This window comes from Sulfitobacter sp. F26169L, assembly GCF_026410285.1.
Lineage (GTDB): Bacteria > Pseudomonadota > Alphaproteobacteria > Rhodobacterales > Rhodobacteraceae > Sulfitobacter.
Map to the genome: position 1 here is coordinate 70973 of NZ_JAPMLP010000002.1, position 20937 is coordinate 91909.

Below are 20937 nucleotides of genomic sequence, written 5' to 3' on the forward strand. Positions count from 1 at the left end.
ATGTCTTGTGCATTCCCTTCCCATCTCCGCTCACTTCCTGTACACGCCGATCATCGATGCGCCTGCATTCGGACCCTGATGCAAGCGTTACAAAACAGGGGTCAGAGGGAATACGCCCTCTATGCAATGGCTAATGAGCCAACAAGGAAACGATGATGTTTAACGAAGTTAAGAAATCCATGCAGTGGGGCGAAGAAACGCTGACACTGGAAACAGGGAAAGTTGCGCGCCAAGCCGACGGTTCCGTCATCGCCACATACGGCGAGACATCCGTGATGGCGAACGTAACGTTCGCACGCAAGCAAAAGCCCGGTCAGGACTTTTTCCCGCTGACTGTCCACTACAACGAGAAATATTACGCTGCGGGTAAAATCCCCGGTGGTTTTTTCAAGCGCGAAGCACGCCCCACCGAAAAAGAAACACTGACAAGCCGTCTGATTGACCGTCCGATCCGTCCGCTGTTCGTTCCCGGCTTCAAGAACGAAGTTCTGGTGATGTGTACTGTTCTGAGCCACGATCTGGTGAACGATCCCGACATGGTTGCGATGATCGCTGCCTCTGCTGCGCTGACCATTTCCGGCGCGCCGTTTATGGGCCCGATTGCCGCCTGCCGCGTGGGCTTTGAGGGTGGCGAATACATCCTGAACCCCGAAATCGACGATATGCAGGACCTGCGCCTGAACCCCGATCAGCGTCTTGATCTGGTTGTTGCCGGTACAAAAGATGCCGTGATGATGGTTGAATCCGAAGCATACGAACTTTCGGAAGAAGAAATGCTGGGTGCGGTGAAATTTGCGCATGAGCAGATCCAGCCGGTCATCGACCTGATCATCGATCTTGCAGAAACCGCCGCGAAAGAGCCGTTTGATTTCCAGCCAGTCGATTATTCCGAATTGTCCGCCGCCGTAAAGAAAGCGGGCGAAGAAGAAATGCGCAAGGCATTTGCCATCGGTGACAAGCAAGAGCGTACCGCCGCTGTGGCTGCCGCCCGTGAAACCATCATGGCAGCGCTGAACGAAGAACAGCTAGAAGATGCAAACCTCGGCTCCGCGATCAAAGGCCTTGAAGCGTCGATCCTGCGCGGTGACGTGGTGAAGACCGGCAAGCGTATCGATGGTCGCAAAACCGACGAAATTCGCGACATCGTGTCCGAAACCGGCATCCTGCCCCGCACGCACGGCTCTGCCCTGTTCACACGCGGCGAAACGCAAGGTCTGGTTGTGACCACGCTGGGCACCGGCGACGACGAGCAGTTCATCGACGCGCTGCACGGAAACTTCAAATCGAACTTCCTGCTGCACTACAACTTCCCCCCCTACTCGGTTGGTGAAGTCGGTCGTGTGGGCCCTCCAGGTCGCCGCGAAATCGGTCACGGCAAACTTGCATGGCGCGCCCTTCAGGCCGTTCTGCCTGCCGCGACAGACTTCCCTTACACCATTCGTCTGGTGTCGGAGATCACTGAATCCAACGGCTCCTCCTCCATGGCGTCCGTTTGTGGTGGCTCCCTGTCGATGATGGATGCGGGCGTACCGCTTAAATCCGCCGTTGCAGGTGTTGCCATGGGTCTGATCCTCGAAGAGGACGGCTCCTACGCGATCCTGTCCGATATTCTGGGTGACGAAGATCACCTCGGCGATATGGACTTCAAGGTTGCGGGTACCGAAGCGGGTATCACCTCCTTGCAGATGGACATCAAAGTCGCTGGCATCACGCCCGAAATCATGGAAAAAGCACTGGCTCAGGCCAAGGCTGGCCGTTTGCATATTTTGGGCGAAATGGCGAAGGCCATCACCGGCGCGCAGGAGTTCTCTGTTCACGCGCCACGCATCGAAACCATGCAGATCCCAACGGATAAGATCCGCGAAGTCATCGGTTCCGGTGGTAAGGTCATCCGCGAAATCGTCGAAGTATCCGGCGCTAAGGTAGATATCAACGACGAAGGCATCATCAAGATCGCATCGCCCAACGGCGACTCGATCAAAAAAGCCTACGACATGATCCACTCCATCGTAGCCGAGCCGGAAGAAGGCATGGTTTACACCGGAACGGTTGTCAAAATCGTCGACTTCGGTGCCTTCGTGAACTTCTTTGGCAAGCGCGACGGTCTGGTGCATGTATCCCAGATCGAAAACCGCCGCCTGAACCATCCTTCCGATGTTCTGAAAGAAGGTCAGGAAGTGAAAGTGAAGCTTTTGGGCTTTGACGATCGCGGCAAGGTCCGTCTGTCCATGAAAGTGGTCGATCAGGAAACTGGTGAAGAAATTAAGGAAGAAAAAGCAGAAGAATAACTCTGTTTAATATCTGAACACTGCGGGGCTCCTATGGAAACATAGGGGCCCTTTTTTCGTTTTCTGATAATAGGTCAGAAAAATCGGCTGTAACGCCCCCACTGTAGGGGTACGAAGCTTTTGAAGCTTCTTGTAATTTTGCAATCACCCTTCAATTTATTGCCGACCTGAACCTACTAGAGCGCTACGGAATAAACAGTCGGGTAAGGTTAACCGGACTCACTATTTCGGAACCTTTCCATTACCATAAACATTGTTTTGTAGAATCACATTTAATTGGAGACACTGCCATGTCACTAATAGATCGCCGGACCCTTTTACTGACTGGTGCCGCCGCAACCATGGCTGGCCCTGCATTTTCAGCAACAAGTACCTATCAGGTTCCAAACCACCTGCAGCCGCGGATTGTCGACATCCGCGATCGGTTTCGCCCGAATGAGATCCACGTAGATCCAGGACAATTTGCTTTGTACTGGACCCTGCCTGATGGAAAAGCGATCCGCTATTCCGTCGGCATTGGTACTGCCGGACGCTATAAGTCCGGAACATTCCGTATTCGCCGCAAAGCTGAATGGCCAAGTTGGACACCAACTAAGGCGATGATACGGCGGGAGCCTCATATCTACGCCAAACATGCTTCTGGCATGAAAGGCGGCGGCATGAACCCTCTGGGTGCCAGAGCGCTGTATCTCTATCGCGGCGATCGCGACACCTATCTGCGTATCCACGGCACGCCTAAACCGCAGACAGTAGCAGCCCGCGTGTCCAACGGTTGCGTGCGCATGATCAACGCGCATGTGATTGATTTGTATGACCGCGTACCAAATGGTACCCGCGTGGTTTTGCACTAAGTCCCGGTACTTATGTAAAAAATGCCCCGCCATAACAGCGGGGCATTTTGCTTTTAAGGGGAGCGATAACTTAAGCAGGAAGCTTGGTTGTCCGCAGGTATGGAAGAACAGTCTTGAACTCGCCGAATTTCGCTGTGGCATCCTCATCGGATACGCTGGTCGGGATGATGACATCATCGCCAACATTCCAGTTTGCCGGCGTTGCTACCCCCTGCTTGGTTGACGTCTGCAATCCGTCCAGCGCACGCAGCACCTCGGCAAAGTTACGCCCGACGGTCATTGGGTAAGTCATTGACAGTTTAAGCTGCTTGTCCGGCCCGATAATAAATACGGAGCGCACCGTCGCGCTATCCGCTGGCGTGCGGCCGTCGGGCAGATAAGCTTCTGCTGGCAGCATATTGAACGCTTTGGACAGCTCGAGATCTTCATCCGCGATGATCGGGAATCCGGCCTTCGCCTCCGCAACCGCTTCAATATCGCCTTTCCACTTTTTATGGTCTTCAACACCATCGACAGACACGCCAATCACCTTGGTGCCACGTTTTTCCCATTCTTCAGCCAGTTGAGCGACTGCGCCAAACTCTGTTGTGCAAACAGGGGTAAAATCTTTGGGGTGGGAAAACAGGATAGCCCAGCTGTCGCCAACAAATTCATGAAGAGTGAATGTTCCCTGATCGGTTTCGACCTTCAGATCTGGGATCGTTTCATTGATGCGCAAGCTCATTTTATTTACTCCATTGTTATGTTTGCCAAGACCTACTTAACTATTCGCGCCCTGAATTCCATACCATCTCTCAGGTATCGCGGCGCAATGACACACCATCCTAGCCGCTACATTCGAAGGATCAAATGTTACTGTTTCACCGCCACCCAAAGAAAGTTGTAGGCAACCAACTAGAATGAACACACATTCTCAGAGTGATCCTCGGCGATTGCGGCCGTTACACCGTCGCCGAGATCCTGCAGTGTGAAAACACGCTGCATGGTGATTTTGACAAAAAGGGATGGGTGATCTCAGAAATTTGATTTGCGGAAGAATTCAACCGTCGCGCGGGGCGGAGTCTTCTTATATTTCATGGGGCCGCTCACCAATTTTCCACATCTCGTCAATTGAGCGATGAGAGCTAAGTGGTCGTAATATTCTGGGTTTTCGCTATTTCCCAGAAACGCTTTACCACTGTCACCGCAGCGCGCCTGACGTATCAAAATGGCGCTTTGCTGCGGATCTTGGTGGACTGGCCCCCGTCGGGATGTTTGAAGCGGAGTTCTTCGGAATGTAGCATCATGCGTGGGTAATCACGTGCAAGTTCATGGGCATAAAACGGGTCCCCAAGAATTGGGTGGCCTAGGCTGAGCATGTGAACGCGTAGCTGATGGCTTCTCCCAGTGTGTGGCGTTAACCTCACGCGGGCTGTGTTTACTTCGGCTTTGATGACACGCCAATCTGTTTGAGCGGGCTTGCCGGTTTCAAGACACACCATCTGACGCGGACGGTTTGGCCAATCCACGATCAGCGGCAGATCTACCGTTCCTGTCTTCTGCGCTGGGATACCCCAAACACGGGCCACATATGTTTTCTTTGTCATGCGTTTTTCGAATTGCAGGCCCAGATGTCTTTGTGCGTGACGTGTCATCGCAAAGATCATCACACCTGATGTGTCGCGGTCCAGACGATGAACCAGCAGAGCATCGGGAAAAGCAGCCTGCACGCGGGCCAGAAGACAATCGCCCAGTTCTGACCCTTTCCCGGGCACTGAGAGCAAGCCTGCGGGTTTATCTACCAAGATCACTTCGTGATCGAGGTGCAGCACCTTCAACGGGTCTGTCGGTGGAGAATACGTTGCGTCCATAAACGCTTCAGTCCCATGTGTGGGGTGGGTTTTCAACCCATGCCGTGGCAAGCTTTCACAAACGGAGAACCAAAATGCATCCTACAATTCAAAAATTTCACGACCTCGTTCTAGCCAATGATCACAGCGGCGTACCTGCGCTTATGGCCGATGACGTCAAATTCCGGCCACCCACATATTGGGCGACATGGAATGGCCGCGATGCTGTTGCTGCCGTTCTAGCGCACGTGAACGAAGTGTTTACCGATTTTGAGTACCGTCGCGTGATGGGCTCGGACAGCGACTGGGCATTGGAGTTTCAATGCAAGGTTGACGGTCTTGATTGTGTCGGCGTTGATCTGATCACCCTTAACGACGACGGGTTGATGCAAAATTTCGAGGTCGTGATGCGCCCGTATAAAACGATTGGCGCTTTGCGCGCCGCTATGAACGAGCGTGTTTCAAAGGATCCAGCGTTTCTAAAGCACAAATCCGCGCTAAGCTAACACTCGTTTTGTCCGCATCTGGCGCACCATTGAGACGGTATAAATTATCAGGGCCAACCAGATCAGTGGCAATGCAATCGCGCGCGCGCGACCGAAAGGCTCTCCAAAAATGAACACGGCATTCAGCAGTATCATCGTTGGGGCGATGTATTGCATGATACCAATCGTGGACAGGCGCAACAGCTTTGCACCGTTTGCGTAAAACAACAGCGGCACGGCAGTCGCAACGCCGCACCCCAGAAGTAACCAAGTATCACGCGCATTACCCGCCATGAAATGCGCCCCGCCTATATTGCCCATGTAAACTGCATAGGCCAACGCAGGAGGCAGCAGGATCAGCACCTCCATCAGAAAGCCCTGATTGGGACCGATGGGCAGGCTCTTTTTCGCGAGCGCGTAAAAGCCCCATGTCAGCATCATGCCGAAGGCCAGCCACGGTGTACGCTCGGCATCCAGCACCAGCACCAGCACCGCCACACCAGCCACGGCGACCGCAACCCATTGCGCGCGGTTCAGCCTTTCGCCCAGCAACAAAGCGGCGAGAAAAATGCTGAACAGCGGGTTGATGTAGTATCCGATAGCGGCATCCAAAGCGTGGCCCGAGGTGATTGCATACACGTATATTCCCCAGTTCAGCGAGATCAGCGTAGCCGTTACGCAGCCCATGGCCAGCATACGCGGATTGCGAAATGCCTCGCGCAGGGTTGCTGTACGACCGAGCCAGATCAGCACCACGGCCGCGACCGGAACTGACCAGATGACGCGATGTGCAATAACCTCTGCCGTTGGCATATGGCTGAGCATTTTCATGTAAAGTGGCAGGAAGCCCCACAGAAAATATGCGCTGCCTGCAAAAAACAAGCCCTGCGGGGTGTCCTGATTTGTTGTTGGTGTGCCAGCGTCCGGATTTCGCATGAAAATTCTCCTACCCGCGCAGGGGTAGGACAAGTTGCACGCTCCTTAAAGAGCTAAGATTGTACCCGTTACACCTTCACTCGCTCTGACGCCGGATCATACATCGGCTTAAGCGAGGCTTCGGCCTTTACCCGTGCCCCCATCACATCAATCTCGTAGGTGGAGGCCAGCACCTCCGCAGGCTTTTCACCCGCGCAAGGTACATATCCCATGCCCATGGCCGCCCCCAGATGGTGGCCGTATGCCCCGGAGGTGAGGAAACCCACAATCTCGCCATCCCGCAACACGGGCTCATTATGGTATAGCAACGGCTCGGGGTCGGTGAGCTTGAATTGAACCATCCGCATGTCCAGCCCTGCCTCTTTCTTGTCCAGCACCGCGTCGCGCCCGATGAACGCTGGTTTGGATGTTTTCACGGCAAAGCCCAGCCCCGCCTCCAGCACATGATCTTCGGAGGTGATATCATGGCCAAAGTGGCGGAACCCTTTTTCGATCCGGCAACTGTCCATCATGTGCATACCACATAATTTCAGGTCAAAATCCTGTCCTGCTTCTGCCAGCGTCTCGAACACATGCGCTGCCTGATCGGCACCGACGTAAACTTCCCAACCCAGTTCACCCACGTAGGTAACGCGATGAACACGGGCCTGCCCCATGCCGATGTCGATTAGCTGCGCTGTACCAAACGGGTTTACTGCATTGGTGAAATCGTTGGGTGACACCGCCTGCAACAGATCGCGCGCACGCGGGCCCATGACGGCCAACACACCTTCGCCTGCTGTTACATCGGTGATGACCACATTGAAATCACCCTGATTGCGGCGCATCCATGTTTCATCTGCCAGGCGGGTCGCGGCAGGGGTAACCACCAGATAGGCGGTCTCCGACAGGCGGGTCACCGTCACATCCGCCTCTATCCCGCCGCGATGGTTCAGGAACTGGGTATAAACGATTTTTCCTACTGGAACCGAATAATCTCCGCTGCCAAGGTAGTTCAGATACGCTTCGGCATCGCGGCCCTCTACGCGAATTTTACCGAATGAGGACATATCGTACATCCCCACGTTTGTTCGAACGGCCAGATGCTCTTCAGCGACGTTGCCGAAAAAATTCTGCCGCTGCCAGCTATAGCGGTATTCACGCTCTTGCCCCTCACGGGCAAACCAGTTTGCCCGCTCCCAGCCGGCAAGCTCTCCCATCACTGCACCACGCTCTTGCAAATGGTGATGGAAAGGTGTTCGGCGTATTCCACGTGCGGTTGCCTTCTGGCGGAACGGATAGTGATCCGCATAGAGCAGGCCCAGCGTTTCTTTGGACCGCTCGAACAGGTAGGTTTTATTGCCTTGGAACGGCTGCATACGGCTAATGTCCACGTCACCCAAGTCAAACGGCTTTTGCCCCTCGTCCATCCACTGTGCCAGCGCCATACCAGCGCCGCCAGCAGACTGGATTCCGATAGAGTTGAACCCCGCCGCAACCCATACATTGTCCATCTCGGGAGCCAGACCTAGGTGGTAAGCATCATCGGGCGTGAACGATTCAGGACCGTTAAAGAACGTATGAATACCGGCATCGGCCAACATCGGCAGACGCGTAACTGCGGCTTCCAGGATCGGTTCGAAATGATCAAAGTCTTCGGGAAGTTGGTCAAATTCAAAATCTGCGGGGATGCCATCCATCGCCCACGGTTTTGCGTTCGGTTCAAACGCACCAAGCAACATCTTGCCAGCGTCTTCTTTGTAGTACGCACATTCATCAGGCACCCGCAGCACAGGCAATTGCGTCAAACCAGGGATTGCTTCGGTCACGATGTAGAAGTGTTCACAGGCATGCAGCGGAACATTTGTGCCAGCCATGCGCCCCACTTCGTGCCCCCACATGCCCGCGCAGTTTACAATCATGTCAGCCTTGATCTGGCCTGTGACCTCGCCCTGTTGCCACTCAACACCCGTCACGCGGCGGCCTTCTTTTGCGATGGCGGTCACCGCCGTACGCTCGATCACTTTTGCGCCGCGTTGCCGCGCGCCTTTGGCCAACGCCAACGCAATATTTGCGGGGTCGCCCTGCCCGTCCTTGTCCAGATAGACGGCGCCTGTCACACCTTCGATGTTCAGATGCTCATACCGTCTCAGCACCTCGGTAGGTGATATTTCCTCGACATCGACACCGAAAGCACGTGCCATGGCAGCTTGGCGGAAGATCTCTTCGCGCCGTTCATCCGTTAGTGCGACAGTAATTGAACCACAGCGTTTGAAACCAGTTGCAACACCTGTTTCCGCTTCCAGATTGCCATAAAGTTCTTGGGAATACTTCGCGAGCTTGGTCATGTTCTTGGTTGCACGCAGTTGCGCAATCAGGCCAGCCGCGTGCCATGTGGTACCGGAGGTGAGCTGCTTACGCTCCAGAAGCACCACGTCTTTCCAACCCAATTTGGTCAGGTGATAAGCCACAGAGCAACCGATAACGCCGCCACCGATGATGACAACGCGCGCGTGGGAGGGAACATCAGCCATGGCTTTGCCTTTCTAGACAATCTCATGGCCCGCGTCATGCAGACGGCGGGCGATTTCGGAAATATGGGCCGGACCCACTTCGCAACAGCCGCCCACAATCGTGGCACCGGCGCTGACCCAGTTCATTACGTGGTCGGCGTAGACTTGCGGCGTCAGGTCTGTGCGCGCGCTCAACGCGTCGACGGTTGGTGCGTCTTGCTTGAAGCCCTCGGTGATCATGGTGAACCCATTGGCGTAGGCCCCGAACGGCAAGCCGCAATCTGTCAGAATCGGCAATCCTTGGGCGATCGCCTCCGGGGTGGAGCAGTTGAGAAGCACTGCGGCCGGTTTGTAATGATCCATCATTTGCGTCACGATAAACAGCGGCTCTCCCGAGCGCAGCTTGGTCCCGTCGGTATCGTCGACCGAGAACGCGATCCAAAGCGGCTTTTCCGTGCCAGAGGCGGCGTAGCCTTGGAAGACGCCCTCTGCCTCCTGCAACGAAGAAACTGTCTCGGCCAGCAGGACATCCACGCGCTCCCCCATAAACCGGATAAGCTCCGCAAACCCCCGGGCGGCTTCGCCGACATCGGGCGCAAGGTCAGGCCGGAACGATGCCAGAAATGGGCCGAGCGAGCCTGCGACCAGCCCGTCATCACGCCTGTCGCACGCAGCGCCTGCCACTTCGACGGCCAACTCTACCAACTCCTGTATCTGGTCACCCAGCCCAGCACGCTCAAGGCGGCTGCGGTGCATGGCATAGGTATTTGTCGTGGCGACACTTGCTCCTGCACCGAAGTAATCGTGATGCAGTGCACCCAAACTTGGATAATCGTCCATCATCGCTTTTGTGGACCACAGATTGGTCGCGGGAGTGTTACTCCTCTTGACCAGTTCCTGTCCGATAGAACCGTCCAGAAGTGTGATACGGCTCATGCGCGAAGTCTTTCGTTCTTTGGATCCCAAAGCGGCTCGTCCGGCTGAACCACTGCTTTGCACATGCGGCCGAAAATGTTGATCTGCAGCTCGGTTCCCGCCACGGCCAAATCGGCGCGGATGGTACCCAGCGCGATGGACTTGTCGATCCGGTAGCCCCAGTCACCGCTGGTGGTTTCCCCAACCACCTCATCGCCGTGATAAACCGTCGACATATAGGGCGCATCCTGATCGCCTGCGTCCACAATCATCGTGACAAAGCGTTTCTTGATGCCTTCAGCCTGCTGCGCTGCAAGCGCGGCCTTGCCTCTGAAGTCCTGCGGTTTGTCCAGCTTGACCCAGCGATCAAGCCCTGCCTCAAGCAAGGAATAATCCGTCGACAAATCGCCCTTCCACGCGCGATACCCTTTTTCCATCCGCATGGAGTTCAGCGCGTACATCCCGAAGGGGGTTGCGCCCGCGCCGAGCACGGCATCATACAGCGCCGGAATATCGTTCATATCGGCATGAATTTCCCAGCCCAGTTCGCCTGCAAACGATACCCGTGCCAGCGCACAGTTGATCCCCGCCACAGTTGCGGGCTGGATGGACAGCCATGAAGCAGACAGATCGGCCTGCGTTTCCAACGTCTCAAACAGGGCGCGGGATTTCGGGCCTGTCACAATCAGGGTCGAATATTTGTCGGTATGATCCGTGAGGGTCAGCCCCTCTGGCAGGTCATTGTTCAGAACGTCGAAATCATGCCATTGCGCCGATGCGGCGGTGATGAGGGTAAAGAAATCTTCGTCATGGCGCATGATCGACATCTCGGTGAGGATACGGCCGCGACTGTCCGCAAAATAGGCAAGGTTCATGCGGCCCACCTTTGGCAAGCCACCTGCGATCAGACCCCGCAGATATTCCGCAGCGCCTTGTCCCGAAAGGTTGAAGCGCGAAAATCCGGGCAGGTCCAGCACACCGACATTGTCGCGCACGGCCTCAACCTCTTCGCCGATGCGCGCGGCCCACGGGCCGGCGCGGTCCCAGGTCTGGGTTGCTTCCTCTGATGTGTCATCGCCGTCTTTTGCAAACCAGTTCGCCCGCTCCCATCCGTTGTAGGCGCCCATCTGCCCGCCCAGCGCGCGCACCTTTGCATCTACTGGCGACAGTTTTTTGTCACGCCCTGCAGGCCATTCGTGGTGTGGGAAATGCATGGCATATTCGTGGCCATAAGTCTCAAGCGCCTTGGCCAGTGTGTAATCGTGATCGGCGTATCCGGTATAGCGGCGCGGATCGACGGCCCACATATCCAGTTCGGTTTCGCCGTGCATGATCCATTCGGACAGCACCTTGCCTGCACCACCGCCCTGCGCAATTCCGAACGTAAAGCTGTGGCCTTCAAACGCGTTTTTCACGCCGGGCATTGGCCCGATCATGGGCAGACCATCTGGCGCATAGGGTATCGGCCCGTTGATATTGCGCCCCACGCCAGCAGATCCAAGGATCGGCACCCGTGCCATGGCATCTTCGATGTAAAACTCCAAACGCTCAAGATCATCTGGGTAAAGCTGGAAGCTGAAATCCTCCGGCATAGGATCATCCGGCGTGACCCAATGAGCCTTACAGTTCCGCTCGTACGGGCCAAGGTTCAGGCCGTTTTTATCCTGCCGCAGGTAGTACGAAATATCAACATCCCGCACCAATGGTACTTTGTGACCCACCTCTTTTGTCCATGCTTCTAGCTCTGCAATCGGTTCTGTCAGGAAATACTGGTGAGACATGACAACCATCGGCACGGTACGCCCACCGAAGGGCTTGAACATCTCGCCCACCCTCTGCGCGTAATAGCCTGCACAGTTCACCACATACTGCGCGCGGATATCGCCCTTGTCGGTTTTCACAATCCATTCGTCGCCGTCACGGTCCAGCCCGATCATCGGACAAAAGCGTTCGATCCGCCCGCCCGCATCACGCGCGCCTTTGGCCAGCGCTTGCGTTAACTGGGCGGGATCGATGTCACCATCCAGCGGATCCCACATGCCACCTTTCAGGTCGTGCAGTTCCAGAAAGGGGTGGTATTCTTTTAGTTCGGCAGGGGTCAGCATGCCCATTTCCAGGCCCTGATACGCCCCCATGGATGCTACACGCTCGAATTCCTGCATCCGCTCCTTGCTGTGGGCAAGGCGCAGCGAACCGGTGACGTGATAGTTCATCGGGTAATCGACATCGGTCCCCAATGTGCGATACATCTCCAGCCCGAAACGCTGCATGTTCATCACCGCCCAAGAGTTGGAGAAGTTCGGGCAGTTGCCAGCGGCGTGCCATGTGGAGCCTGCTGTCAGTTCGTTCTTTTCCAGCAAAACACAGTCTTCCCAGCCGCCTTTTGCAAGATGGTAGAGTGTGGATGTCCCCACGACACCACCGCCGATAATGACCACACGGGCAGTTGTTGGAAAATCACTCATGTTTGTTGCTCCTGTTGGGGGACGGTGTCTGTGATGTCGTAATAGTCGCCTTTGTCGGCGGTGAAGATATGGCGCTCCAGATGCAAGCCCGTAGGGCCATCGAGTGCGCCGAGTGCTATGCCGGTGCTTGGGTCGCCGACGCCTTTCCAAAACAGGAACGACCCGCAGGCGGGGCAAAAGCCGCGCTTTGCTTTGTCACTTGCGGCGTACCAAGTCGGGGCGCCGGTGACGTTTAGCGCATGGTCCATGACCTGAACCGCCGCCCAATAATGACCCGATTGCTTGCGGCACTGTGTACAGTGACACGCGACAGGGTCACGCGCCGTGCCATCGGCCGTAAATGTAATGGCACCGCAAAGACATGATCCTTTCAGCATAACGTTATCCTGCAAAATATGGGGAAACTGTACGACATCATGTTTTTGACCTCCCATGTAAAACCCACCTCAATACACCGGCGGGGCGATGACCCAGATCGCAACCGCAGGTTCGGGTGTCCGGTTGGCCCAACGGAACGCTTCGCCGCGAATGCGAAAACTGTCGCCCGCGTTAAGCTCGTACACCTCTCCTTCGATTTCGATCTCTAAGGTGCCGGTGATGACATAGCCGACCTCCTGGGTGGGCCGTTTGACTGCGTCCTTGATCCGGCTGTGCGGCAAGAAGGTAGAGTGGACCATCTCGAAATCGTCACTCAGATCCGGGGAGAGAAGCTCTTCGACCAGCCCCGCCACCGAAGAGCCGATCGCGCGGCGTGCGCTGGCCCGTACGATATATCCCGCCTCTGTTGCCGGTGCGGCCTCGTGCCGGAAGAGAATCGAGACAGGCACATCGAAATACGCCGCGATCTGGCGCAGATCGGTGATGGAAGGATCGGATTTATCGCGCTCTACCTGACTAAGCCACCCGACCGAGCGCCCCAAAGCCTGCGCTGTTTGCGCAAGCGTCAATCCCCGCGCCCGCCGCAGGGCGCGCAAATCTACGCCCAGCGTATGAGATGTTTGAGGCAGATCGTGACGCATAAAACCCCTGTATCCTGGCCCACCCGACAGCCGCAAAACCTGCGATTTTGGGAAGTGCTGCAAAATTGGTGGCAGAGGTTCGTGAAAAAATCCAGTATTATTTCACGGTACTGAAAGTTCTTTCCAATATTCCGGATAATGCGTCTGCATCTGCGGCTGTGAATGCATCTGGCTGGTCGCTGTCGATATCAAACACACCAAGCAGCCTTTGCCCCGCACCATAGACCGGGATCACCAGCTCGGATCGGGTTGAACTGGCGCAGGCGATATGACCGGGAAACGCATCGACATCGGCAACCAGTTGCGCCTTCCCCGTGCGTGCCGCGGCACCACAAACACCCCTCGTGAAGGGAATCACAAGGCAACCGTGCCCCCCTTGATAGGGGCCGATCTTTAACACTTCGGGCGCGGTGACACGGTAGAAGCCGGTCCAGTCAAAGCGTTCATCACTGTGATGTACTTCGCACGCGATGGTTGCCATGAGAGAGATAACATCGTCTTCCCCTTCTGTCAGGGATGCAATTGTTTTCGAGAGGGTGGGATAATCGACAGGCATGGCGTTCTTTGCTGATGTGGAAAGTGGCCCCGAAGGGCCACGAGGAGTTTATAGAAAAAATGAGGTCCGGCGCTGCGCGTGTATTAAACCCGCTCGATTGCGATTGCAGTGCCTTCACCACCCCCGATACAGATCGCGGCAATGCCACGCTTGAGGCCGCGCTTTTCCAGCGCGTTAAGCAAAGTTACCATGATCCGCGTACCGGATGCGCCGATGGGGTGACCCAATGCGCACGCCCCGCCATTAACATTCACGATGTCATGGGACAGGCCCATTTCGTGCATGAAAGCCAGCGGAACAACGGCAAATGCCTCGTTCACCTCCCACAGATCGACATCTTCTTTGCTCCACCCCAAACGGTCCAGTAGTTTCCGGGCCGCAGGGACAGGGGCGGTTGTGAACAACCCCGGTGCCTGGGCATGGCTGGCATGGCCCATGATGTGCGCGCGGATAGTCATGCCATTCGCCTCGGCAGCCTCTTGCGAGGCCAGCACCAATGCAGCCGCGCCATCGGAGATTGAAGAGGAGTTTGCAGCCGTGACAGTACCGCCATCACGGAAAGCAGGCTTTAGCTGGGGGATTTTTTCTGGACGGGCGGTTGCCGGTTGTTCATCTGCTGCAACGGAAACTGATCCTTTGCGGGATTTAACATCTACGGGTGCAATCTCATCTGCAAACGCACCGTTTTTCTGGGCCTCCAGCGCGCGACTGAGCGAGGCAAGCGCATATTCGTCCTGCCGTTCACGGGTGAACTGGAATGTTTCGGCGCAATCTTCCGCGAATGTGCCCATCAGACGGCCTTTGTCATAGGCGTCTTCCAGACCGTCCAGAAACATATGATCTACTACCGCCGCGTGGCCCAACCGCGCGCCACCGCGCATTTTTGGCAGCACATACGGGGCGTTGGTCATGCTTTCCATGCCGCCAGCGACCATTACGTCCGTCTGGCCGAGGGCGATCTGGTCAAACCCGACCATCGCGGTTTTCATACCAGACCCGCACATCTTGTTCAGGGTTGTTGCCGGTACGCTGTCATCCAGCCCGGCGGCAAAGCCTGCCTGCCGTGCAGGTGCCTGCCCTTGGCCCGCAGGCAAAACACACCCCATCAGCACTTCCTGAACCAGTGCCGGATTGATGCCATCCAGGGCTGCGCGGATTGCGGCGCCGCCCAGTTGCGCAGCTGTCATATCGGAGAAAGCCCCCTGAAAACCGCCCATCGGGGTTCTTGAGGCGCCTGCGATTACTACTTTGTGCATTTTTTTATTCTCCTTGTTTCGGGTGCTTACAACTTCTTAGCCATTTGGCTTTAGCAAGGGGTCGCACGCAATCTTTGCAGGAATGTATCATGGACCTTACCAGCTCTAAAGAACCGGCGCTACAGATCGTTACAGTGCAGGATCAACGGATTGATGCATCCGTTGCGCTGTTGTTCAAAGACCGGATGCGTGATGTGACTGAAGGTGGCATAGATACGGTATTGCTGAACCTGAACCATGTGCAGTTCATCGATTCCAGCGGGCTGGGCGCAATCGTCGCCGCAATGAAAAACCTCAGCCCCGACCGGCGGCTGGTACTGGCCGGATTAACACCTGCAGTAGATAAAGTGTTTCGTCTCACGCGGATGGATTCGGTCTTTGGGGTCTTTTCGACAGTCGAGGACGCACTGGCAGAGCTACAGAGATGAGCATCTCACTGTGGGGAATGCCCTATGGCAGATGATGATCGAGCGCCTCCCTTTACCGTGAGAATCTCTGGCAGCGAATGCGCAGTCAGGGACGGACTGTTGCAGGTTCTCGGCCATATCCGGAACCTAAACTTGTCTTCGGAGCGGATCAGTGCGATCGAATTGGTACTGGCTGAAATTTTGAACAATATCGTCGAGCATGCGCTTACAAAAACACACAAGCGGAGCGATATTGAAATTCAAGGCCACTACAGCGACAGGGGGTTGCATCTAACCGTTCTGGATCACGGTGCCTCGATGCCAGCGGGAAGGATGCCAGCGGCCCTTCCGCCGGATGTTGACGTTGCTGTGCTTGATATGCCCGAAGGCGGGTTTGGTTGGTTTATGATACACACGTTGGCGCAAGACATAAGTTATGTCCGCGCCGATGGTCAAAACCGCCTGAGCCTGCTGCTTGCGCTTGATTCATAAATTGCCGTTTGCCAGCACCGTTAGGCCGCGCGATTACCTTACACATGCCCGATCCTGCCCACATTGTTGCCATCCTTAGGGAGCATACAGTTACCTGTAGCTGCATATAGCTCCCTCCGGTGTTGCGTTTAATTGCCCCCACCCAGTACGCGACACCGGAGCACTAACTCTCCCCGATATTTCCGCTTCAATTACGTTGGCATCGGCTGGCCAACGCTCTAGGCTTCGCCCGAACATATGATTGAGTGAGGTTTATCATGCGCGATTTTCATTTCCCCGGTCGATCTGCCGTGTTGGCAACTGGCGGGATGTGCGCCACATCACATCCGCTGGGGGCCAAAGCTGCAATCGACATTCTGGCACGCGGCGGCAATGCGATGGATGCCGCAATTGCAGGCGCTGTGTTGCTGGGCATTTGTGAGCCACAAATGACGGGAATCGGCGGTGACTGCTTTGTTCTCTGGTCTGAGGGCGGCAGCGGTGAGGTTAAGGCCCTTAACGGATCAGGTCGCGCGCCTGCTGCACTGGATGCGGCGCAGCTTCGCGACGCGGGTGAAAAGACCGTCCCTTTGACGTCAGCACATGCTGTAACAATTCCCTGCGCGATTGACGCGTTCTGCCATCTGTCAGAATCCGCGGGCAAGCTGGGTCTTGATGCCATTTTGGCCCCCGCGATCCGCTACGCGGAGACAGGCGTGCCAGTTGCGCCACGGGTTGCATTCGATTGGAAACTTGACGCGCCGACACTCCAAGGGGCCGCGCGTGATCACTACTTGATGGGTGGTAAAGCGCCCAGAGTCGGTGATATTTTCCGCGCCCCTGGACAGGCAGAGGTCCTGCGGCGCATTGCAAAAGACGGACGGGATGCATTTTACACCGGCGAAGTGGCAGACGATATGCTGGCCGCACTTCAAGCGGCGGGTGGCACACATACAGCGGATGATTTTGCCAATGTTGCCTGCACGCCAACCACGCCGATTGCCGGCGCCTACAAGGATATCGAAGTTGTCGAACACCCGCCAAACGGCCAAGGCGCAACCGCGCTTTTGATATTGAATATCCTATCCCAGTTCGACATCGCGGGCATGGACCCACTGGGCGCGCAGCGCGTGCATATTGAGGCGGAAGCGACCAAACTGGCCTATGACGCGCGCAACCGCTTCCTTGCCGATGCAGATTACGCGACCCGAGCTGATTACATGCTGGAAATGGATACCGCAAAACGGCTTGCCGCTCTGATTGATCCGGCCAAAGCAATGCAAAGCCCCGCGGCCCTTTCAGAGGCCGTTCACAAAGACACGATCTATATCACCGTGGTCGACGGCGACGGGATGTCTGTTTCATTGATCTATTCGATCTTCCACGGCTTCGGCTCTGGCATCGCGTCTGAAAAATTTGGCCTGCTTTTGCAAAACCGTGGCGCAGGTTTCACCCTCAAAGAAGGTCACCCGAACGAATTGAAGGGTGGTAAACGGCCCATGCACACAATCATTCCCGGAATGATCCGCAAGGGTGGGCGCATTGTCATGCCGTTCGGGGTAATGGGTGGCGCATATCAATCTTGCGGTCATGCCCGTTTTGTTTCGAACCTGCGTGATTTCGGGATGGACCCGCAAAGGGCAATTGATGCGCCCCGCGCGTTTTCAGACAGTGGCACACTGAAGGTCGAACGTGGATACAGCGATGCGGTTCGCGCACAATTGTCAGATATGGGTCATGCAGTTTCTGTGCCTGATACGCCAATCGGTGGGGCGCAAACCATCAAAATTCATGAGCACGGCGTTCTGGAAGGTGCATCGGACCCACGCAAAGACGGCTGCGCGCTAGGGTGCTAATAGATCGAGACGGGGGGTGCTTGCCGCATCCCCCGCTTAGTTCAATTGGAAGTGAAGCGGATAGGTACCGTTCTCAAACGGACCGAACAGATCGGGAATGTCGGGATGGTCCACCGGTTCACCTGAATAGTCCGCGACAAGGTTTTGCTCCGAAACATAGGCAACGTAATAGCTCTGATCGTTTTCGGCCAGCAAATGATAGAATGGCTGTCCTTTGATCGGGCGGCTTTCCTCGGGAATCGACTCGTACCACTCTTCAGTGTTGGCAAATTCGGGATCGACATCAAAAATGACACCACGAAACGGATGTTTCTTGTGACGGACAACCTGCCCCAAATGATATTTTGCGCGTGTTCGTATCATAGCAATGCGCTCCCTACTCTTGGTTACTACCCGAAACAAGGGCATTTTGTCGAATCAATGCCGCTAATTTAGAGGAAACAGTTTGTGAACTTGACACTAACGGTTCTGGAAATTGTCGCCCCGGTGTTTCTGCTGGCTTCCTTAGGCTTTGCATGGGTAAAGCTGGGTTTTGAATACCGCATCAACTTTGTGACGCAACTGGCAACCACGCTGGCAGTGCCCTGTCTGATCTTTACCGCGCTAATGCAGACGCAGATCGACCCTACCGCCCTTACTGCATTGTCGCTGGCGTCGGTAGCGGCCTATCTCGGGGTTACTGTGGCCGCTGCTGTTCTGGTTTACGTCATGGGCCTTCACCGCCGGACATATCTGGCGCCGATGATTTTTGGCAACACAGGCAATCTGGGTCTGCCGCTGGCGCTTTTCGCCTTTGGTCAGGAAGGGCTGAGCTATGCGGTAGTGGTTTTTGCCATCATGGCAATCTGGACTTTTACCTTTGGCATTTGGCTGGTTGCCGGCGCGGGAAGTTTTGGCAAGGTGCTGCGTGAACCGCTGGTCTGGGCCACGCTTTTGGGGGGTGTTTTTCTCTGGCGGGATTGGCAAACCCCGACATTCCTGACCAATACGCTGGAGTTGGTCGGACAGATGGCCATTCCGCTGATGTTGATCACGCTGGGCGTTGCCGTGGCACGGCTGACGCCACGCGGCATCGGGCGTGCGGTGATTCTGTCGGTGGTCAAACTGGTGTTATGTACCGCCATCGCATGGCTTGCCGCGCTTGCCTTTGATCTGGACCGGATCGCGTCCGGCGTTCTGGTGTTGCAGATTGCCACCCCTGTTGCCGTCACCTCGTATTTGCTGGCTGAAAAATATGGCGCGGATGCCCAAGCGGTTGCAGGGCTGGTTGTGGTTTCAACGCTGATATCAATCGGCGCATTGCCGCTACTTTTGGCAGTGTTGCTGTAGGTTTTTACTGTAAAAGCTCCGCTTCCTGAGGTATGGTTTACGAAAATATAAAATACCAAAATTGAGCAGATCAGATGAAAACACCCCTTCGCGCATTGATCGCCGCGCTTTTGCTGGCAAGCTGTGGCGGCTCCTCCAGTACACCTCCGCGTGATCTGGATAACGCTTGTACAATTCTTCAGCAGCGCCCCGATTATCATAAAGCGTTCAAAGCTGTAGAGCGGAAATGGGGAATTCCCATTCACGTACAAATGGCCACGATACATCAAGAAAGCAAATTTGTATCGGATGCGCGTACGCCCTTCCGCTACGTTCTGGGTGTGATCCCCATGGGCCGTCAGTCCAGCGCGTATGGCTACAGTCAGGCGCTGGATGCCACATGGGATGAATACCGCGCGGCCGAACGACGCAGCGGCGCCAAGCGCAACAAGATCAAGGATGCGACCGATTTCATGGGTTGGTACATGAACATCAGCCGCGACCGTAACGGCATTGCGCTGACAGATGCGCGCAACCAGTATCTGGCCTATCACGAAGGGCACACAGGGTTCCGCCGTGCCAGCTATAACAGCAAACCATGGCTAGTGGGTGTGGCAAGCAAAGTTGACGCGCGCTCGGCCATGTATCGCGACCAGATTGCCGGCTGCCGGCTGCGGTGACAGTCAGGCGAATCGTTTTCAACGTTGCAACCCAGTCGCTGCCCGAGGTCGTCACGTTTTATCGCGATCTGCTAAATTTGGATGTGGTGATGGATCTCGGCTGGATCGCTACACTGGCATCACAAGGCGAATCCGCCACGCAAATCAGCATTGCCAGCGAAGGCGGGTCCGGTACGCCTGTGCCTGATCTGTCAATTGAGGTGGACGATGTAAATGCAACTCATCAGCGCGCCCAAGATCTAGGCCTGAAAATCGAATATCCCCTCACGGACGAGCCGTGGGGGGTGCGACGGTTTTATGTCGTCGATCCTGAAGGAAAAGTTTTGAATATACTCACCCACATCGAATAACGTTTAGCGGTTCATCGACCCGGGACTGCCCACGTCGAAAAGCCTGTTCGGAAGGCTTCCGCCTTTCTTCAATTCCCCCAAAACCACGGTGGTCTGACTGCCATTGCCATCATTGATGATCCACTGGCGCAATTCGGGGCTGGGGCCTGTAAATTTCATCTGGATATTGCCGTATTGCGGGTTTTCGGGATCTTGGGCCGTAACCGTGGTTGCCGTGCCGTCATAGGAATGGCCCGTCACCATCTTTGCCTGATTAAGGTTCACGTTACGCGCCAGAATGATCGAAAGAGGGGTTCGCGACAGAGGATAGGTTTCCGGTGGCTGATTTGATTTGGTATCATAAATAACAACTGTATTTGATCCCGCCACTACCAGCCCCGTATCCGGCGCATTGTATTCAAACCGCACACGACCCGGGCGTTTTATGTAAATCGTTCCAGTAGAAATTGTTCCATCGCTGTTGATTTGGGTGAACTCCCCTTTTGCGGTCGTCATCCCGTTCAGATAATTGCTGATGCTACCCAGTGGCAGTTTCTCTGCGCTTGCAACGGTCGCGGCAACAGCAAAGGCAACGCCAAGCGTGATGATTTTCAGAATTCGCATATGTTGTTCCTGTATTCTTAGATACTGCATTGCTCTCAACATAGGCTTGCCTGTGTTGATATGCGATATCAACTGCGCGCATTGGCGGGATGTTCGCAAAATTCCCCGCCGACCAGCGATAAAATGCCGGCTTTTCCAATAAAAAACGGCTCCCCTCTGAGAAGGAGAAC

21 protein-coding genes are annotated in these 20937 nt (G+C 55.5%); 9 read left to right on the forward strand and 12 right to left on the reverse strand.

The window, feature by feature from the left end; genetic code table 11:
* The first annotated feature begins 155 nt into the window (after positions 1-155).
* Positions 156-2288, forward strand: coding sequence for a polyribonucleotide nucleotidyltransferase (gene pnp / locus OS189_RS04675; RefSeq protein ID WP_267166131.1), 2133 nt, complete (start codon positions 156-158; stop codon positions 2286-2288).
* A 341-nt stretch (positions 2289-2629) separates the two neighbouring features.
* Positions 2630-3139: a L,D-transpeptidase gene (locus OS189_RS04680; protein ID WP_267166132.1), complete on the forward strand. Its 510-nt coding sequence runs from the start codon at positions 2630-2632 to the stop codon at positions 3137-3139.
* A gap of 70 nt (positions 3140-3209) precedes the next feature.
* On the opposite strand, the gene OS189_RS04685 is transcribed toward OS189_RS04680, so the two are convergent.
* Both OS189_RS04685 and OS189_RS04690 read right to left on the reverse strand, forming a co-directional pair.
* Positions 3210-3863, reverse strand: a complete 654-nt coding sequence (locus OS189_RS04685) for a peroxiredoxin (protein ID WP_267166133.1) — start codon at positions 3861-3863, stop codon at positions 3210-3212.
* A gap of 478 nt (positions 3864-4341) precedes the next feature.
* Positions 4342-4989: a pseudouridine synthase gene (locus tag OS189_RS04690; RefSeq protein ID WP_267166134.1), complete on the reverse strand. Its 648-nt coding sequence runs from the start codon at positions 4987-4989 to the stop codon at positions 4342-4344.
* Between the two features lie 74 nt (positions 4990-5063).
* Here OS189_RS04690 and OS189_RS04695 point away from each other — a divergent pair, with 74 nt between their 5' ends.
* Positions 5064-5474 carry a nuclear transport factor 2 family protein gene (locus tag OS189_RS04695; protein ID WP_267166135.1) on the forward strand — a complete coding sequence of 137 codons (411 nt, stop codon included), beginning with the start codon at positions 5064-5066 and terminating at the stop codon, positions 5472-5474.
* On the opposite strand, the gene rarD is transcribed toward OS189_RS04695, so the two are convergent.
* From rarD to OS189_RS04735, 8 genes are all read right to left on the reverse strand, one after another.
* Positions 5466-6389 (reverse strand): EamA family transporter RarD, encoded by a 924-nt coding sequence (gene rarD / locus OS189_RS04700; protein ID WP_267166136.1) that lies wholly within the window; start codon positions 6387-6389, stop codon positions 5466-5468. The genes OS189_RS04695 and rarD overlap by 9 nt on opposite strands.
* A gap of 68 nt (positions 6390-6457) precedes the next feature.
* Positions 6458-8902: a GcvT family protein gene (locus OS189_RS04705; protein ID WP_267166137.1), complete on the reverse strand. Its 2445-nt coding sequence runs from the start codon at positions 8900-8902 to the stop codon at positions 6458-6460.
* Positions 8903-8914: 12 nt separating this feature from the next.
* Entirely contained in the window at positions 8915-9817 is a 903-nt protein-coding gene (locus OS189_RS04710; RefSeq protein ID WP_267166138.1) for a homocysteine S-methyltransferase family protein, read from the reverse strand.
* Positions 9814-12261, reverse strand: coding sequence for a GcvT family protein (locus tag OS189_RS04715; RefSeq protein ID WP_267166139.1), 2448 nt, complete (start codon positions 12259-12261; stop codon positions 9814-9816). Before OS189_RS04715 ends, OS189_RS04710 begins: the two co-directional genes overlap by 4 nt.
* Positions 12258-12638 (reverse strand): GFA family protein, encoded by a 381-nt coding sequence (locus OS189_RS04720; RefSeq protein WP_267166530.1) that lies wholly within the window; start codon positions 12636-12638, stop codon positions 12258-12260. Before OS189_RS04720 ends, OS189_RS04715 begins: the two co-directional genes overlap by 4 nt.
* 69 nt (positions 12639-12707) lie before the next feature.
* Positions 12708-13280, reverse strand: coding sequence for a helix-turn-helix domain-containing protein (locus OS189_RS04725; RefSeq protein ID WP_267166140.1), 573 nt, complete (start codon positions 13278-13280; stop codon positions 12708-12710).
* Positions 13281-13377: 97 nt separating this feature from the next.
* Positions 13378-13836: a free L-methionine (R)-S-oxide reductase MsrC gene (msrC, locus tag OS189_RS04730; RefSeq protein ID WP_267166141.1), complete on the reverse strand. Its 459-nt coding sequence runs from the start codon at positions 13834-13836 to the stop codon at positions 13378-13380.
* An 83-nt stretch (positions 13837-13919) separates the two neighbouring features.
* A complete protein-coding gene (locus OS189_RS04735; RefSeq protein ID WP_267166142.1) occupies positions 13920-15092 on the reverse strand; it encodes a thiolase family protein in 1173 nt (390 codons plus the stop codon).
* Between the two features lie 89 nt (positions 15093-15181).
* Between OS189_RS04735 and OS189_RS04740 the strand changes: the two genes are divergently transcribed.
* The 3 genes from OS189_RS04740 to OS189_RS04750 all read left to right on the forward strand — a co-directional run bounded on the left by OS189_RS04740 (position 15182) and on the right by OS189_RS04750 (position 17826).
* A complete protein-coding gene (locus OS189_RS04740) occupies positions 15182-15520 on the forward strand; it encodes an STAS domain-containing protein (protein WP_267166143.1) in 339 nt (112 codons plus the stop codon).
* A 24-nt stretch (positions 15521-15544) separates the two neighbouring features.
* Entirely contained in the window at positions 15545-15991 is a 447-nt protein-coding gene (locus OS189_RS04745) for an ATP-binding protein (protein ID WP_267166144.1), read from the forward strand.
* A gap of 257 nt (positions 15992-16248) precedes the next feature.
* The gene (locus OS189_RS04750; RefSeq protein ID WP_267166145.1) at positions 16249-17826 is read left to right on the forward strand and encodes a gamma-glutamyltransferase family protein; all 1578 of its coding nucleotides are present in this window, start codon (positions 16249-16251) and stop codon (positions 17824-17826) included.
* A gap of 36 nt (positions 17827-17862) precedes the next feature.
* Here the strand turns inward: OS189_RS04750 and hspQ are convergent, their stop codons facing one another.
* The gene (gene hspQ / locus OS189_RS04755) at positions 17863-18189 is read right to left on the reverse strand and encodes a heat shock protein HspQ (protein WP_025064227.1); all 327 of its coding nucleotides are present in this window, start codon (positions 18187-18189) and stop codon (positions 17863-17865) included.
* Positions 18190-18273: 84 nt separating this feature from the next.
* Here hspQ and OS189_RS04760 point away from each other — a divergent pair, with 84 nt between their 5' ends.
* The 3 genes from OS189_RS04760 (at position 18274) to OS189_RS04770 (ending at position 20164) form a co-directional block, all read left to right on the forward strand.
* Entirely contained in the window at positions 18274-19155 is an 882-nt protein-coding gene (locus OS189_RS04760) for an AEC family transporter (protein WP_267166146.1), read from the forward strand.
* Between the two features lie 74 nt (positions 19156-19229).
* Positions 19230-19814 (forward strand): transglycosylase SLT domain-containing protein, encoded by a 585-nt coding sequence (locus tag OS189_RS04765; protein ID WP_267166147.1) that lies wholly within the window; start codon positions 19230-19232, stop codon positions 19812-19814.
* A complete protein-coding gene (locus tag OS189_RS04770; protein WP_267166148.1) occupies positions 19811-20164 on the forward strand; it encodes a VOC family protein in 354 nt (117 codons plus the stop codon). The genes OS189_RS04765 and OS189_RS04770 overlap by 4 nt, the downstream gene beginning before the upstream one ends.
* Before the next feature lie 3 nt (positions 20165-20167).
* On the opposite strand, the gene OS189_RS04775 is transcribed toward OS189_RS04770, so the two are convergent.
* Positions 20168-20767 (reverse strand): LolA family protein, encoded by a 600-nt coding sequence (locus OS189_RS04775; protein ID WP_267166149.1) that lies wholly within the window; start codon positions 20765-20767, stop codon positions 20168-20170.
* Positions 20768-20937: the final 170 nt, after the last annotated feature.